The 15,459-nt window shown below is 50.8% G+C and carries 14 protein-coding genes and 1 pseudogene; 7 read left to right on the plus strand and 8 right to left on the minus strand.

Annotated features, from left to right (window positions below; all coding sequences use genetic code 11):
- Positions 1–56: 56 nt before the first annotated feature.
- Both mobB and mobA read right to left on the minus strand, forming a co-directional pair.
- Positions 57–560: a molybdopterin-guanine dinucleotide biosynthesis protein MobB gene (mobB, locus tag FDW92_RS19520; RefSeq protein WP_042313588.1), complete on the minus strand. Its 504-nt coding sequence runs from the start codon at positions 558–560 to the stop codon at positions 57–59.
- Positions 557–1,141, minus strand: a complete 585-nt coding sequence (mobA, locus tag FDW92_RS19525) for a molybdenum cofactor guanylyltransferase MobA (RefSeq protein ID WP_042313585.1) — start codon at positions 1,139–1,141, stop codon at positions 557–559. The genes mobB and mobA overlap by 4 nt, the downstream gene beginning before the upstream one ends.
- 69 nt (positions 1,142–1,210) lie before the next feature.
- Between mobA and FDW92_RS19530 the strand changes: the two genes are divergently transcribed.
- The 3 genes from FDW92_RS19530 (at position 1,211) to dsbA (ending at position 3,183) form a co-directional block, all read left to right on the plus strand.
- Positions 1,211–1,480, plus strand: a complete 270-nt coding sequence (locus tag FDW92_RS19530) for a YihD family protein (protein ID WP_003028616.1) — start codon at positions 1,211–1,213, stop codon at positions 1,478–1,480.
- A 76-nt stretch (positions 1,481–1,556) separates the two neighbouring features.
- Entirely contained in the window at positions 1,557–2,543 is a 987-nt protein-coding gene (locus FDW92_RS19535; protein WP_042313581.1) for a serine/threonine protein kinase, read from the plus strand.
- A gap of 16 nt (positions 2,544–2,559) precedes the next feature.
- Positions 2,560–3,183: a thiol:disulfide interchange protein DsbA gene (dsbA, locus tag FDW92_RS19540; protein WP_038635827.1), complete on the plus strand. Its 624-nt coding sequence runs from the start codon at positions 2,560–2,562 to the stop codon at positions 3,181–3,183.
- Between the two features lie 13 nt (positions 3,184–3,196).
- Here the strand turns inward: dsbA and FDW92_RS19545 are convergent, their stop codons facing one another.
- A complete protein-coding gene (locus FDW92_RS19545; protein WP_042313578.1) occupies positions 3,197–4,132 on the minus strand; it encodes an acyltransferase in 936 nt (311 codons plus the stop codon).
- A gap of 363 nt (positions 4,133–4,495) precedes the next feature.
- Between FDW92_RS19545 and polA the strand changes: the two genes are divergently transcribed.
- On the plus strand, positions 4,496–7,282 hold the full coding sequence (gene polA, locus FDW92_RS19550; RefSeq protein WP_042313575.1) for a DNA polymerase I: 2,787 nt from the start codon (positions 4,496–4,498) through the stop codon (positions 7,280–7,282).
- Between the two features lie 332 nt (positions 7,283–7,614).
- Here polA and yihA read toward each other — a convergent pair whose 3' ends face one another.
- Positions 7,615–8,247 (minus strand): ribosome biogenesis GTP-binding protein YihA/YsxC, encoded by a 633-nt coding sequence (yihA, locus tag FDW92_RS19555; RefSeq protein ID WP_042313572.1) that lies wholly within the window; start codon positions 8,245–8,247, stop codon positions 7,615–7,617.
- Between the two features lie 209 nt (positions 8,248–8,456).
- Between yihA and FDW92_RS19560 the strand changes: the two are divergent.
- The 3 genes and pseudogenes from FDW92_RS19560 (at position 8,457) to hemN (ending at position 10,883) form a co-directional block, all read left to right on the plus strand.
- A pseudogene (locus FDW92_RS19560) lies at positions 8,457–8,705 on the plus strand (hypothetical protein).
- A 106-nt stretch (positions 8,706–8,811) separates the two neighbouring features.
- Positions 8,812–9,321, plus strand: a complete 510-nt coding sequence (gene yihI, locus FDW92_RS19565; protein ID WP_249357210.1) for a Der GTPase-activating protein YihI — start codon at positions 8,812–8,814, stop codon at positions 9,319–9,321.
- A 188-nt stretch (positions 9,322–9,509) separates the two neighbouring features.
- Positions 9,510–10,883 (plus strand): oxygen-independent coproporphyrinogen III oxidase, encoded by a 1,374-nt coding sequence (hemN, locus tag FDW92_RS19570; RefSeq protein WP_137400687.1) that lies wholly within the window; start codon positions 9,510–9,512, stop codon positions 10,881–10,883.
- An 89-nt stretch (positions 10,884–10,972) separates the two neighbouring features.
- On the opposite strand, the gene FDW92_RS19575 is transcribed toward hemN, so the two are convergent.
- The 4 genes from FDW92_RS19575 to glnA all read right to left on the minus strand — a co-directional run bounded on the left by FDW92_RS19575 (position 10,973) and on the right by glnA (position 15,376).
- Positions 10,973–11,083, minus strand: a complete 111-nt coding sequence (locus tag FDW92_RS19575) for a YshB family small membrane protein (protein ID WP_003028631.1) — start codon at positions 11,081–11,083, stop codon at positions 10,973–10,975.
- Between the two features lie 112 nt (positions 11,084–11,195).
- The gene (gene glnG / locus FDW92_RS19580; protein WP_137400688.1) at positions 11,196–12,605 is read right to left on the minus strand and encodes a nitrogen regulation protein NR(I); all 1,410 of its coding nucleotides are present in this window, start codon (positions 12,603–12,605) and stop codon (positions 11,196–11,198) included.
- Between the two features lie 11 nt (positions 12,606–12,616).
- The gene (gene glnL / locus FDW92_RS19585) at positions 12,617–13,666 is read right to left on the minus strand and encodes a nitrogen regulation protein NR(II) (protein ID WP_042313563.1); all 1,050 of its coding nucleotides are present in this window, start codon (positions 13,664–13,666) and stop codon (positions 12,617–12,619) included.
- Between the two features lie 300 nt (positions 13,667–13,966).
- Positions 13,967–15,376: a glutamate--ammonia ligase gene (gene glnA, locus FDW92_RS19595; RefSeq protein WP_038635848.1), complete on the minus strand. Its 1,410-nt coding sequence runs from the start codon at positions 15,374–15,376 to the stop codon at positions 13,967–13,969.
- Positions 15,377–15,459 lie beyond the last annotated feature (83 nt).

Consider the following 15,459-nt stretch of genomic DNA (forward strand, 5'->3'; position numbering starts at 1 on the left):
CCGGATGCGGCGTAAACGCCTTATCCGGCTTAACAAAGCGCATCACCACACCGCAGTTATCGTCTTGCCCATTGCGTAACAAATTCTGCAATTTGCTGTATGTCATTGATATCTAATAATGGAACATCCACAGGTAACGGAACATCACTGGCAACCGCGATAACAAACTCATCCATCGCCAACTCTTCAGGAGTATGTCCGCAGCCCTCACGAAAAAGCAGGATCTTCGCAACAGGTTCATGCTTAAATCCCTCGACCAGTACCATATCTAACGTCGAAGCATCCATCCTGCTTACCAGATACGCTAAATCCAGTTCGGGTTCTTCCGGTGTTTCTACCATTAACGCCCAACGTTGCTGGCTGGCGACCAGTGTTTGTGCCGCCCCTGCTTTGCGCAGCTCATAGCTGTCTTTACCGGGCTTGTCGACATCCATATTGTGATGAGTATGCTTAATCAATCCGGGTCTAATACCTCTGACACGCAGCTCAGGGATCAGTTTCTTTAGCAGCGTGGTTTTTCCCGTACCGCTCCATGCCGCAATGGCAAGTAATGGGATCATGATTTTTCCTGCCATTTTGCAAGTTCTTCAGGTGTGTTCACGTTTACGAATGCATCTTTATGATCGCTGAAATCGACGGCATGACCGCCAGCCTGACGCATAAAGACCATGACGCGTCGTTCACCTGACTGAAGATAATCCTGTAGCAAGGGCTGCAAGGAGCGGTGCATCAGGGCAATTGTCGGGTGATCTCTTTCCCCATCATGCACCCAGACGATTGGTGCAGCTTTGCGCTGCTCTTTTAAACGGGAGGCCAGATCGTGAGGAATATAGGGCATATCGCACGGGCAGAACAAAAACCAGTCCCCCGCTTGCTGCAGGAATACCGACAGCATCCCAGCCAGTGGGCCAGGGAAATCGGCCAAGGTATCGGGAATAACTTTCAGGCCGCTTTGTTGGTAGATATCCCGGTGGCGATTGGCATTAACGACTACGGTATCGACCTGCAAAGCGAGAGTATCGGCCACATGTCGCCAAAGCGGTTTACCGTCGAGTTCAAGCAGGCCTTTATCGGTTCCGCCCATCCGTCTGGCCTTACCGCCCGCCAGCACAACCCCTGTTATTGCACTATCCAGAATCACTGATATCGCCTCTTTTAATGTGGGATTGACCCTGCTAACGTATCCGTATTAAGCCTAAGGAGCACAACCATGAAATGTAAACGCCTTAATGAAGTTATTGAACTCCTCCAGCCAGCCTGGCAGAAAGAACCTGATCTTAACCTGATGCAATTTTTACAGAAACTGGCGCAAGAGTCAGGTTTTGACGGTGAACTGGCGGATTTAACTGATGACATTCTGATCTATCACCTGAAAATGCGTGACTCGGCGAAAGACGCCGTCATCCCAGGTATTCAGAAAGATTATGAAGAAGATTTTAAAACAGCCCTTCTCCGCGCACGTGGCGTAATTAAAGAGTAAAAGCTTGTAATCGCCGCCACCGAAAGCGCTGCGAAATGATATCCTGAATCATTCGTAGTATTTTCCGGATGATGGGATGAACGACAACGCTTTTACTTTCCAGACGCTACACCCGGATACCATCATGGATGCACTGTTTGAGCAGGGGATCCGGGTGGACTCCGGGCTAACCCCGCTTAACAGCTATGAAAACCGTGTCTATCAGTTTCAGGACGAAGACCGCCGACGCTTTGTCGTTAAGTTTTATCGCCCTGAGCGTTGGTCCGTTGATCAGATCCAGGAAGAGCACCAGTTTGCTCTGGAACTGGTGAGCGATGAAGTGCCGGTTGCTGCACCGCTGGTACTGAACGGCCAAACACTGTTAAGCCATCAGGGTTTTCATTATGCGATCTTCCCAAGCGTCGGCGGACGCCAGTTTGAGGCCGATAACATCGATCAGATGGAGGCGGTTGGGCGCTATCTGGGGCGTATGCATCAGACTGGCGGCAAGCGTAATTTCGCTTTCCGTCCCACGATTGGCCTTGAAGAGTATCTGACCGAACCGCGTAAACTGTTTGAACAGGCCCAACTTATTCCTTCAGGGCAAAAAGCAGCTTTCCTGAAAGCAACGGATTCACTTATTACAATAGTTTCCGAATGCTGGCATACGCGTTTTGCCACGTTACGGCTGCATGGTGATTGTCATGCCGGCAATATTCTGTGGCGTGACGGTCCAATGTTTGTCGATTTAGATGATGCCCGCAATGGCCCGGCTGTTCAGGATTTATGGATGCTTCTTAACGGCGATAAAGCTGAACAACGCATGCAGCTTGAAACCATTATCGAGGCTTATGAAGAGTTTAGTGAGTTCGACACGACAGAAATCGGACTGATCGAACCTTTACGTGCTATGCGTTTAGTTTATTATCTTGCATGGCTGATCCGACGTTGGGGTGACCCTGCGTTTCCAAAAAACTTCCCGTGGTTAACTGGGGAAGATTACTGGCATCGTCAGACCGCAACTTTTATTGAGCAGGCAAAAATTCTGCAAGAGCCCCCCTTACAATTAACGCCAATGTATTAATCGGAGAAACTTGAACATGAAAAAAATATGGCTGGCGCTGGCTGGTATGGTTTTAGCTTTTAGCGCATCTGCGGCGCAGTTCCAGGATGGCAAACAATACATCACTCTGGAAAAGCCTGTTGCGGGTGAACCGCAAGTGTTGGAGTTCTTCTCCTTCTACTGCCCGCACTGCTATCAGTTTGAAGAAGTGCTTCATGTGTCTGATAACGTGAAGAAAAAACTGCCGGAAGGCACCAAGATGACCAAATACCACGTCGAGTTTCTTGGGCCTTTGGGTAAAGATCTGACGCAGGCCTGGGCTGTTGCTATGGCACTTGGCGTTGAAGATAAGGTCACTGTTCCGCTGTTTGAAGGGGTTCAGAAAACCCAGACCGTTCAGTCTGTTGCAGATATCCGTAAAGTGTTTGTCGACGCGGGTATTAAAGGTGAAGACTACGATGCGGCATGGAATAGCTTTGTGGTGAAATCACTCGTGGCGCAGCAGGAAAAAGCGGCAGCTGATTTACAGCTGCAGGGCGTTCCGGCGATGTTCGTGAATGGTAAATACCAGGTAAACCCGCAGGGCATGGATACCAGCAGCATGGATATCTTTGTACAGCAGTATGCGGATACCGTGAAATTCCTGGTTAGTCAGAAATAAAAGCGAAAGCCGGTCATTGACCGGCTTTTTTGTTTGTGGCTTTAATCGCATCTATTTGCGCGTCTTTCTCGCTCCAGAGCGTATTCAACCATAGCTGAAACCGACGCTTGAAACCTTTATCGTTCACGTAATCACCGTGCAACTCTTCTTGAATTTGCTCCAGGTTCACCCGCACGACAATACGCGTTAATTTGCCGCTCAGCATATCGTAGAAAGGGCGGCTGCTATTTTCCGGGTAGCACAGCGTGACGTTCAGCAACTTATCAAACTGCGCCCCCAGCACATTCAATGCCATAGCGATACCGGCCGCCTTAGGTGGGAGCAGGTTTTGATAGGGGGAGCGGGTTTGCTCACGTTTCTCATTAGTAAAGCGTGAACCTTCGACAAAATTGACGATAGTTGTCGGGTGTACGCGAAATTTCTCGCAGGAGCGACGCGTTGTTTCCACGTCTTTACCGCGCCGTTCCGGGTGACGGAGCAGGTAGCCGCGTGAATAACGTTTCATAAACGGCATATCCAGCGCCCAGCAGGCCAGGCCAATAAACGGCACCCAGGCGAGTTGTTGTTTGAGAAAATATTTATTCATCGGGATGTGCTTACGAAACAGAACGCAAAGCACGACGATATCGGCCCAGCTGTAATGATTACAAATGAGCAGATACCAGTTTTTTTTGCTAAGACCTTCCAGCCCTTCGACGTCCCACTTCAATCGTGGATTGAGGTGCAGCAGTATAGCCAGACCTTCACACCAGCAATACATCATGAAATTACAGAAGATGGAAACCTTGCGCCAGACGACAGGAACAGGCAAAAGGAGTTTTACCACCCCGGCAAGGATGATTGGCACAGAACAAAAAATCGTAACCAATATGGTCAATACGATACTCAGCAACAGCGTTATCGCAGCGAGTATTCTTGTCATAATTAAATTATTCAATAAGTTAGCCATAGATAGTGCGCTAAAAAGGCGCAAGGGGCTGATTTTATCAGAAAACGAACCAAATGATGGATCTTCCCTGAATAGAAAAAAAAGGAATATCTATCCACATCAGGATACAAGCGATAAAAATGGAATAAAATGCTGTGGATTTATTTAATTAACTGAAATATATGAAAAAATACAATGAATCAATAATTATCTTGCTATATTTAAAGAGCTGAAAATTATTTATTCACAAAGTTATCCACAGTTTTATTTGCGAGCAAAGCAGAAGAACTGCAAAAGTTTTTCGACAAAAACGGCGAAAAACTCATGTTTTCATCCCGTCTGTGGCATCCTTTACCCATAATCTGATAAACAGGCACGGACATTATGGTTCAGATCCCAGAAAACCCACTTATCCTTGTAGATGGCTCATCTTACCTTTATCGCGCATATCACGCGTTTCCGCCGCTGACTAACAGCGCAGGAGAACCTACTGGTGCGATGTACGGTGTTCTCAACATGCTGCGTAGCTTGATTCTACAATATCAGCCGACCCATGCTGCTGTGGTATTTGACGCTAAGGGTAAAACCTTCCGTGATGAATTATTCGAGCATTACAAGTCACACCGCCCGCCAATGCCTGACGATCTGCGCGCGCAGATTGAACCTCTACATGCGATGGTAAAAGCGATGGGGTTGCCATTACTCGCTGTTTCAGGCGTGGAAGCGGATGATGTTATCGGTACGCTGGCGCGTGAAGCGGAAAAGGTTGGTCGTCCGGTGCTGATCAGTACCGGTGATAAAGACATGGCTCAGCTGGTGACACCGAACATCACCCTGATCAACACCATGACCAATACTATCCTCGGCCCGGATGAAGTGGTAAATAAGTACGGTGTGCCACCTGAGCTGATTATTGATTTCCTGGCGCTGATGGGCGACTCCTCCGATAACATTCCTGGCGTACCTGGCGTGGGTGAAAAAACGGCTCAGGCCCTGCTACAGGGCTTGGGGGGGCTGGATACCCTTTATGCCGAATCTGACAAAATTGCGGGGCTGACTTTCCGTGGTGCGAAAACCATGGCAGGCAAGCTTGAGCAAAATAAAGAGGTGGCGTACCTCTCTTATCAATTAGCGACCATTAAAACAGATGTTGAGCTGGAGTTAACCTGCGAGCAACTGCAAGTGAAGCAGCCCGCCGCAGATGAACTGCTTGGCCTGTTTAAACAGTATGAGTTTAAGCGTTGGGTTGCAGACGTAGAAGCCGGTAAATGGCTGCAGGCGAAAGGAACGAAGCCGGCGGCTAAACCGCAGGAAACAATCGTCGTCGAGGCTACGCCGGAAGAACCTGCGACGGCTCTTTCGTACGATAACTACGTGACGATTCTGGATGAAGCGACGCTGGAAGAGTGGATCGCGAAGCTGAAAAAAGCGCCCGTCTTCGCCTTTGATACAGAAACTGACAGCCTGGACAATATCTCTGCGAATCTGGTTGGACTGTCTTTTGCCATTGAACCGGGCGTAGCTGCCTATGTTCCTGTTGCCCATGACTACCTGGACGCCCCCGATCAGATCACTCGCGACCGTGCGCTGGCGCTGCTGAAGCCGCTGTTGGAAGACGAAAACGCGCATAAAGTCGGGCAAAACCTGAAGTACGATCGCGGCATTCTGGCGAATTACGATATCGAACTGCGCGGCATCGTCTTTGACACCATGCTCGAGTCCTACATTCTTAACAGTGTTGCTGGTCGACACGATATGGACAGCCTGTCCGATCGCTGGCTGAAACATAAAACCATTACCTTTGAAGAGATTGCCGGAAAGGGCAAAAACCAGCTGACCTTTAACCAGATAGCGCTGGAAGAAGCTGGTCGTTACGCTGCGGAAGATGCCGACGTTACGCTACAACTGCATCTGAAGATGTGGCCGGAATTGCAGCAGCATAAAGGGCCACTGAACGTCTTTGAAAATATCGATATGCCGCTGGTGCCGGTTTTGTCTCGCGTTGAGCGCAACGGTGTGAAAATCGATCCGGCTGTTCTGCACAAGCATTCAGAAGAGCTGACGCTGCGTTTGAACGAGCTGGAGCAAAAAGCGCACGAGATCGCCGGAGAAGCTTTTAACCTCTCTTCCACCAAGCAGCTACAAACCATCCTGTTTGAAAAGCAGGGCATTAAGCCGCTGAAGAAAACACCTGGCGGCGCGCCATCAACCTCGGAAGAGGTACTGGAAGAGCTGGCGCTGGACTACCCGTTGCCGAAAGTGATCCTGGAATATCGTGGGTTAGCAAAACTGAAGTCGACCTATACGGATAAGCTTCCGTTGATGATTAACAAGAAAACCGGGCGCGTACATACCTCTTATCATCAGGCGGTTACCGCGACCGGGCGCTTGTCTTCAACGGATCCGAACCTGCAAAACATCCCGGTACGTAATGACGAAGGTCGTCGTATTCGCCAGGCGTTTATTGCACCGGAAGACTACGTGATTGTTTCCGCGGACTACTCGCAGATTGAACTGCGTATCATGGCGCATCTCTCGCGTGATAAAGGTTTGCTTACCGCATTTGCCGAAGGGAAAGATATTCACCGCGCAACCGCCTCTGAAGTCTTTGGCTTACCGCTGGATTCAGTAACTAACGAACAACGCCGCAGCGCGAAAGCTATCAACTTCGGTTTAATCTACGGGATGAGCGCCTTTGGTCTTGCTCGCCAGTTAAATATTCCGCGCAAAGAAGCTCAGAAGTACATGGATCTCTACTTCGAACGCTACCCTGGCGTGCTGGAATATATGGAACGCACGCGTGCACAGGCAAAAGAGCAGGGTTACGTTGAAACGCTGGAAGGGCGTCGCCTCTATTTGCCGGATATTAAATCCAGTAATGGCGCTCGTCGTGCGGGTGCTGAACGCGCCGCAATCAACGCCCCGATGCAAGGTACTGCCGCAGATATTATTAAGCGAGCCATGATAGCCGTAGACGGATGGCTGCAAACCGAGAAACCGCGCGTGCGCATGATCATGCAAGTTCACGATGAACTGGTGTTTGAAGTGCACAAAGATGACCTGGAAAGTGTGTCTAAAAAGATCCATCAACTGATGGAAAACGAGACCCAGATTGACGTGCCGTTATTAGTGGAAGTCGGTAGTGGTGAAAACTGGGATCAAGCGCACTAAGGGTTTACTGAATAACGGCCTTTTTTCGTAACTAAGCAACATAAGATAGAACTTTTGTGATGTCCATTAGAATTCCCTATGTAAGGAATGAAAAAAAATTACAAAAAGTGCTTTCTGAGCTGCTCAAAAAAGAGTAAAGTTATTCACGTAGGGTACAGAGGTAAGATGTTCTATCTTTCAGACCTTTTACTTCACGTAATCGGATTTGGCTGAATATTTTAGCCGCCCCAGTCAGTAATGACTGGGGCGTTTTTTATTGTGCGCAAGAAAAGTTTCGCTCACGCCGTAGGCCGGATAAGACGCGCAGCGGCGCCATCCGGCATAGCGGGGGATTATTCCCCGTCCTGAATCTCTTCGACCGGTGCCAGTTCACTAAACCAGCTATCCAGCTTCTGCCGCAGTTTGTCCACGCCCAGCTTTTTCAGTGATGAAAAGGCTTCTACCTGCACATCACCATTAAACGCCAGCACGGCTTCACGTACCATATTCAGTTGAGCTTTGCGCGCGCCGCTGGCCAGCTTGTCTGCTTTAGTCAGTAGCACCAGAACCTGAACGTTGCTCTCTACCGCCCACAGGATCATCTGCTGATCCAGATCCTTAAGCGGATGACGAATATCCATCAGTACCACCAGACCTTGCAGGCTCTGACGTTTTTCCAGATATTCAGCCAGTGCGCGCTGCCATTTGCGCTTCATCTCTTCCGGCACTTCGGCGTAACCATACCCCGGCAGGTCAACCAGGCGTTTACCGTCAACGACTTCAAACAGGTTGATGAGCTGAGTACGGCCCGGTGTTTTAGATGTACGCGCCAGACTCTTTTGATTAGTCAGGGTATTTAGCGCACTGGATTTGCCTGCGTTGGAACGGCCAGCAAAAGCCACTTCGATTCCGGTATCGGAAGGTAAGTGGCGAATATCAGGCGCACTCATCACAAAATGCGTCTGTTGATAATTCAAGTTAGTCAAAGCGGTCCTCTCCATCAATCAAGGCTTTGCAGCGATTATACCTGAACACCAGCAAAAGGCTGGTTTTTCGACGCGTGGCCTGTGTAAGTAAAAACCTCGCACTTTGTGAGACATTGCCTATAGTATCTATACGAGATGACAGTGTAAAAAATGACATGGCCTAAATAAATCATAGCGTTACGGTTAGGCACTATTCTTAAAATCCGAAATTGTTACCTTGGTTACTTGTACGTTTAAACCAAAACGGTAAAGTAGTGCCCATAGCGAGGAAGCTGACAGGATAGACGACTCAGGATGAGGGTCAGGAGCGCCAGGAGGCGAAGACACAGGATTGTCAGGAAGACAAACGTCCGGAGACGTTAGTAAAAGGAAATGGAAACAACACGGAATGTTTCAGGCTAAGGGAAAAACAGGGTGTGTTGATAGCCAACAGGGATAGTAGAGCCCGTAAGGGTTGAGAGTCAGGAAAAAAGGCGACAGATTACTCTGTCGCCTTTTTTCTTTATTTCTGCTAGATTCCGGCGCAAATATATACTGAATTAAAACAGCCAAAGACGAATCATGATGAAACCAACTTCTACACCACGCGGTAAAGGTCCTGCAAAAGCGCGTCGTAAAACACGCGAAGAAATTAACCAGGAAGCTCGCGACCGTAAGCGCCAGAAAAAACACCGTGGCCATGCGGCGGGTAGCCGTGCGTCCGGTAGCGATGGCGCATCTGGTGGCGGAAAGCAAAATAAGCAACAAGATCCTCGTATTGGCAGCAAAACCCCCATTCCATTGGGCGTGACCGAAAAAGTCACCAAACAGCACAAACCGAAGAGTGAGAAACCTATGCTTTCACCACAGGCTGAGTTGGATTTACTGGAAACGGATGAGCGCCTGGATGCGCTGCTGGAGCGTCTTGAAGCAGGAGAAACCCTGAGTGCGGAAGATCAAACCTGGGTTGATGCCAAGCTGGATCGCATTGATGAGCTGATGCAAAAGCTGGGTCTCTCTTACGATGACGAGGAAGAAGAGGAAGAAGAAGAAAAGCAGGAAGATATGATGCGCCTGCTGAAAGGCGGCAACTAACGGTTTTACACCGTGGGTCTTCCCGTCCTGCTTATAACCCTTCCGGTTATATGTTATCTGGTGTGGTTATTCGTTAAACTACAGCGGTTGTCGCGGCGACAGAAGTGGCTGCGCAACCGGCTTATTACCCGCACAGGGGTTAAGCCGGTACGCCGTACCCGCCAGAGACGCCATCGGAAGGAGTGAGCATGTCAGAGCAGCTAATAGACTGGGACCTGGCCCTGATCCAGAAATATAACTATTCCGGGCCACGATATACCTCGTACCCAACCGCGCTGGAGTTTTCTGAAGACTACGGCGCCGAGGCGTTTTTAAACGCTGTGGCGCGTTACCCTGAGCGTCCGCTCTCGTTGTACGTTCACATCCCGTTCTGCCACAAACTGTGTTACTTCTGCGGCTGCAACAAGGTTGTGACGCGTCAGCAGCATAAAGCCGATCAATACCTCGATGTCTTAGAACAAGAAATTATTCATCGCGCACCGTTGTTTGCCGGACGTCATGTCAGTCAGCTGCACTGGGGCGGTGGCACGCCAACGTATCTGAATAAAGCGCAAATCAGCCGTTTGATGTCGCTGCTGCGTGGCAACTTTAACTTTAACGATGACGCCGAAATCTCGATCGAAGTGGATCCGCGTGAAATTGAGCTGGATGTGCTCGATCATTTACGCGCTGAAGGTTTTAACCGCCTGAGCATGGGGGTGCAGGACTTCAATAAAGAAGTTCAGCGTCTGGTTAACCGTGAGCAGGATGAAGAATTTATCTTTGCGCTGCTGAATCATGCGCGGGAGATTGGTTTTACCTCGACGAACATCGATCTGATTTATGGTTTGCCAAAACAGACGCCGGAAAGTTTCGCCTTCACCCTGAAACGCGTTGCTGAGCTGAATCCAGACCGACTGAGCGTCTTCAACTACGCTCACCTGCCGACGCTGTTTGCTGCTCAGCGCAAAATCAAAGATGCCGACCTGCCCAGCGCGCAACAGAAGTTGGATATCCTGCAGGAGACCATCTCTTCACTGACCGAAACCGGTTATCAGTTCATTGGCATGGATCACTTTGCTCGCCCGGATGACGAACTGGCGATTGCTCAACGCAAAGGTGTGCTGCATCGTAATTTCCAGGGGTATACCACCCAGGGGGATACCGATCTTCTGGGGATGGGCGTATCGGCAATCAGTATGATTGGCGACAACTACGCGCAGAACCAAAAAGAGCTGAAGCGCTATTATCAGCAGGTAGACGAGCAGGGGAACGCGTTATGGCGAGGAATTGCGCTGACCCGCGATGACTGTATTCGTCGGGATGTGATTAAGCTTTTGATCTGCAATTTCCGCCTCGACTACGCCGCCGTGGAACAGCAATGGGATCTGAATTTTGCTGACTATTTTGCCGAAGACATGAAACTGCTGGCGCCGCTGGCGAAAGATGGGCTGGTGGATGTGAATGAGAAGGGAATTCAGGTTACGCCTAAGGGCCGCCTGCTGATTCGGAATATTTGCATGTGCTTTGATGCCTATCTGCGCCAGAAAGCGCGGATGCAGCAGTTCTCACGCGTCATTTAGCCGGGTTGCCCGGTGGCGCTGCGCTTACCGGGCCTACACGTTGCGACAACCTGTAGGCCCGATAAGCGTTAGCGCCATTCGGCACATCGTTAGCTGAACAGTCCAACCAGCGCCGCGCACAGCACTGCGGCAACCGCAGTTTGTGGCGTATGGCTTTCGACCGCACCGCTCGACAGCAGATTAATCATTGATTCCAGCATGATGACTTCCCCCCGTTAGCCGGGCACGATCATACTTAACTCATCGGAACAGTAAAGCGCAAAATAGCAGCAATTTGCGCTCAATTATCAAACTTTACACTGTGACCGAGCGTCACTCCATTCCGAGTTCTTTTAACTTACGCGTCAAGGTATTACGGCCCCAGCCGAGCAAGCGCGCTGCTTCCTGTTTATGCCCCTGGGTATGACGTAGCGCGGTGGTCAATAGCGTGCGCTCCATCTCTGGTTGAGCTTCAGAAAGCAAATTTTGATGACCGGAACGTAATGCCCGGTCTGCCCACTGCGCTAACAGCGTTGCCCAACTGTCCGGCTGCATAGGGGACGGCGCGTCTGGCACGCTGGTTTCAAAAAGCTCGGCCGGCAAGTCCTGAATCAATACTTCCTGTCCGGCAGCCATAACGGTTAACCAGCGGCAGGGGTTTTCAAGCTGGCGTACGTTGCCCGGCCAGGCCAGACGCGTAAGCGCTGCCTCGGTTTCGGGATGTAATTGTTTGGCTTCCACCCCCAGTTCGCGGGCGGCTTCCTGCAGGAAATGACGTGCCAGGCGAGGGATGTCTTCCCGACGTTCACGCAGCGGGGGCAAATGAACGCGAATGACGTTCAGACGGTGGAATAAATCCTCACGGAATTTACCTTCCTGTACGCGCAGTTCCAGATTCTGATGCGTGGCGGCGATGATGCGAACATCCACTTTCACCGGCGCATAACCACCCACCCGGTAAAACTGTCCATCGGCTAATACGCGCAGTAAACGCGTTTGCACGTCCAGCGGCATATCGCCGATTTCATCGAGGAACAGCGTCCCACCGTCGGCCTGCTCAAAACGCCCCTGACGAATGGTATTTGCCCCGGTAAACGCCCCTTTCTCATGACCGAACAGTTCAGACTCGATCAAATCTTTCGGGATCGCCGCCATGTTCAGCGCGATAAACGGCGCTTTGACGCGTGGGCTGTGACGGTGTAGGGCATGAGCGACCAGCTCTTTACCGGTCCCGGACTCGCCATTAATCAATACGCTGATTGAAGAACGGGAAAGTCGGCCAATAATGCGAAAAACATCCTGCATCGCTGGCGCTTCGCCAATAATATCGGTCGTTGGTCCGTGGATTTGTACATTACGCGGCTGCTGCTGTTCCTGATAATGACTGATGGCACGTTCGACCAGCGCCACGGCTTCGTCAATATCAAAAGGTTTGGGCAGATAATCAAACGCCCCTTGCTGGTAGGCGCTGACGGCGGCATCCAGATCGGAATGCGCCGTCATTATGATGACCGGAAGCATTGGATGACGCTGTTTGATCTGTTTTAACAGCGTCAGACCATCCATACCCGGCATGCGAATGTCTGACAACAATACGTCCGGTGTTTTGCTGGCCAGTGCGTCCAGCACCTCTTTACCGCTTTCAAATGCGGTACAGCTCAGACCAGCCCCTGCGAGCGCACGTTCTAGCACCCAACGGATGGAACTATCGTCATCAACGACCCAGACTATTCCTCGTTGCATAAACGTCACCTTTATTTCCTGATAGGCAGGTAAACCGAGAACTCGGTATGACCCGGCCAACTGGTAAATTCAATTTTGCCGGAATGCTGATCAATTAAATTACGGGCGATGGATAACCCAAGGCCGGTACCGCCCTCGCGACCGCTGACCATTGGGTAGAACAGCGTGTCCTGCAAATGAGAGGGAATACCCGGGCCGTTATCCTCAACATCGATCCGCGCCGCCAGACGGTAACGCACGCCGTGCAGCGTGAGCTGAAACGCAGTGCGGGTACGCAGTACGATCTCGCCACCTTCCGGCCCTAAGGCTTGCAGGGCATTGCGCACGATATTCAGCAAAACCTGTTCTATCTGGTCCGGGTCGTGCAATAACTCAGGCAGGCTCGGATCGTAATCACGAATTAGCGTAACGTTTTCTGGTACTTCCATCGAAACCAGCGCGACCACACGCTCCGCTACTTTGTGAATACTTTCCGTGACGTGCATGCCCGGTTGTTGCGGTCCTAACAGACGGTCGACCAGATTACGCAGGCGGTCGGCCTGCTCAATAATGACTTTGGTATATTCGGTCAGCGCCGGGTCCGGGAGCGCTTTACTGAGAAGCTGTGCCGCGCCGCGTAACCCGCCCAGCGGGTTTTTGATTTCATGCGCCAGCCCGCGTACCAGATCGCGGGCGGCAATTTGCTGGGCATGCTGGAGTTGTTCCTGACTCAGACGGCGCTGGTTATCCATTGGCGCCATCTCCAGCAGGATCAAGCCATCAGGCAGCCTCTGGGCGGTCACAGAGAGGATATGTGAGTGGCTGTCTATCACCAGCGTCACTTCGTTATCCGTAAAGCCCTGGCCGGCTTCCAGGCTCTCACGCAGCAGTCCGATGTTTAACGAGAAATAACTCAACAGATCGGGCAGCGGTGTACCAAACAGTTTGCGGGAGCTTTGAGCGAGCAGCTGTTGTGCCGCCGGGTTGGCGTAATGTATCGACAGCTCATCGTCGACGAGTAAGATGCTATTGATTAAAGAATTGAGGATCTGCCCAGCATCGGGCAGCGTGCCGGTTGCCATTCAGCAGTCTCCTGAAAAGTGTTGCACCATTTTAGTGCATTATAGCTTTTTATGGATAAAAAGCGCGAAAAAGCAGGTTGTTAGTGGAGAAAAAAGCCCATCGTGTGATGGGCTGAAAGTTTCCACGGCAACTAAAACCTTCGTCTTTCTCCCTACAGCTGTGTTGGCTGCTTTCGCTCACCCCAGTCACTTACTTATGTAAGCTCCCGGGGATTCACTCAATTGCCGCCTTTCTGTAGCAAGAAATCCATTGGTTATTACATCCTCTGCACGTTTTTATGTGAGAGTGTAAAAGTTAAATTAAACGCTGTAGTACAGCTCAAACTCTACCGGGTGCGGCGTCATGCGCACGCGGTCATCTTCTTCGCGACGCAGCGCAATGTACGCATCGATAGCTTCATTGGTGAACACGCCGCCTGCAGTCAGGAACTCGCGGTCCAGATCCAGTTCTTTCAGTGCTTCTTCCAGAGAACCCGCAACCTGTGGGATCTCTTTCGCTTCTTCAGGCGGCAGGTCGTACAGGTTTTTGTCCATCGCTTCGCCCGGGTGGATCTTGTTCTTAATACCGTCAAGACCCGCCATCAGCAGCGCGGCAAAGCACAGGTACGGGTTAGCAGCCGGGTCCGGGAAACGCACTTCGATACGACGCGCTTTCGGAGAAGCTACCACCGGAATACGGATGGAGGCAGAACGGTTACGGGCAGAGTAAGCCAGCATGACCGGCGCTTCGTAGCCCGGGACCAGACGCTTGTAGGAGTTGGTGGTCGGGTTCGCCAGGGCGTTGATCGCTTTAGCGTGTTTGATAACGCCGCCGATGTAGTACAGCGCCTGCTCAGACAGACCCGCATATTTGTCACCGGAGAACAGGTTTACGCCATTCTTGGACAGGGACATGTGGCAGTGCATGCCGGAACCGTTATCGCCAAACATTGGTTTTGGCATAAAGGTCGCGGTTTTACCGAAACGGTGAGCGACGTTGTGAACCACATATTTGTAGATCTGAATTTCGTCCGCTTTTTTAGTCATGGTGTTAAAGCGGGTTGCGATTTCGTTCTGACCAGCAGTCGCTACTTCGTGGTGATGCGCTTCAACGACCAGGCCCATTTCTTCCATGATCAGACACATGGTAGAACGGATGTCCTGAGAAGAATCTACCGGAGGAACCGGGAAGTAACCACCTTTCACGCCTGGACGGTGACCTTTGTTACCACCTTCGTATTTGGTGGAGGAGTTCCATGCGCCTTCGATATCATCGATAGCCACGTGGGAACCGGAAATGGATGCGCCGAAACGGATGTCGTCAAACAGGAAGAACTCTGGCTCTGGCCCGAACAGAACGGTATCTGCGATGCCGGTAGAACGCAGGTACTCTTCAGCGCGTTTAGCGATGGAGCGCGGGTCGCGGTCGTAGCCCTGCAGCGTACCGGGTTCGAGGATATCGCAACGGATGATCAGGGTAGACTCTTCATAGAACGGGTCGATGAGTGCAGTAGACGCATCTGGCATCAGAACCATGTCTGATTCGTTAATGCCTTTCCAGCCACCGATTGAGGAGCCGTCAAACATTTTGCCTTCTTCAAAGAATTCGGCATTTACCTGATGAGCAGGAATAGTGACGTGCTGTTCTTTACCTTTGGTATCAGTGAAGCGCAAATCAACAAACTTCACTTCGTGTTCGTTCAGCATCGTCAAAACGTGTTCAGCGGACATACTTACTCTCCCGGATTGGTCATGGTCGTCGTGGTAACGAAGTCTTCAATTCTGCAAAAAATTGGCCGTGTCGCCGTAAAAAA

The sequence above is a fragment of the Citrobacter sp. wls706 genome (assembly GCF_005281305.1).
In the GTDB taxonomy this organism is placed as follows: domain Bacteria; phylum Pseudomonadota; class Gammaproteobacteria; order Enterobacterales; family Enterobacteriaceae; genus Citrobacter; species Citrobacter werkmanii.

Coding starts and splice junctions, on each gene's coding strand:
- dsbA (WP_038635827.1), top strand. CDS start 2,560: ATGAAAAAAATATGGCTGGCGCTGGCTGGTATGGTTTTAGCTTTTAGC.
- glnA (WP_038635848.1), bottom strand. CDS start 15,376: ATGTCCGCTGAACACGTTTTGACGATGCTGAACGAACACGAAGTGAAG.
- mobB (WP_042313588.1), bottom strand. CDS start 560: ATGATCCCATTACTTGCCATTGCGGCATGGAGCGGTACGGGAAAAACC.
- FDW92_RS19535 (WP_042313581.1), top strand. CDS start 1,557: ATGAACGACAACGCTTTTACTTTCCAGACGCTACACCCGGATACCATC.
- glnG (WP_137400688.1), bottom strand. CDS start 12,605: ATGCAACGAGGAATAGTCTGGGTCGTTGATGACGATAGTTCCATCCGT.
- FDW92_RS19545 (WP_042313578.1), bottom strand. CDS start 4,132: ATGGCTAACTTATTGAATAATTTAATTATGACAAGAATACTCGCTGCG.
- glnL (WP_042313563.1), bottom strand. CDS start 13,666: ATGGCAACCGGCACGCTGCCCGATGCTGGGCAGATCCTCAATTCTTTA.
- hemN (WP_137400687.1), top strand. CDS start 9,510: ATGTCAGAGCAGCTAATAGACTGGGACCTGGCCCTGATCCAGAAATAT.
- yihI (WP_249357210.1), top strand. CDS start 8,812: ATGAAACCAACTTCTACACCACGCGGTAAAGGTCCTGCAAAAGCGCGT.
- FDW92_RS19530 (WP_003028616.1), top strand. CDS start 1,211: ATGAAATGTAAACGCCTTAATGAAGTTATTGAACTCCTCCAGCCAGCC.
- polA (WP_042313575.1), top strand. CDS start 4,496: ATGGTTCAGATCCCAGAAAACCCACTTATCCTTGTAGATGGCTCATCT.
- FDW92_RS19575 (WP_003028631.1), bottom strand. CDS start 11,083: ATGCTGGAATCAATGATTAATCTGCTGTCGAGCGGTGCGGTCGAAAGC.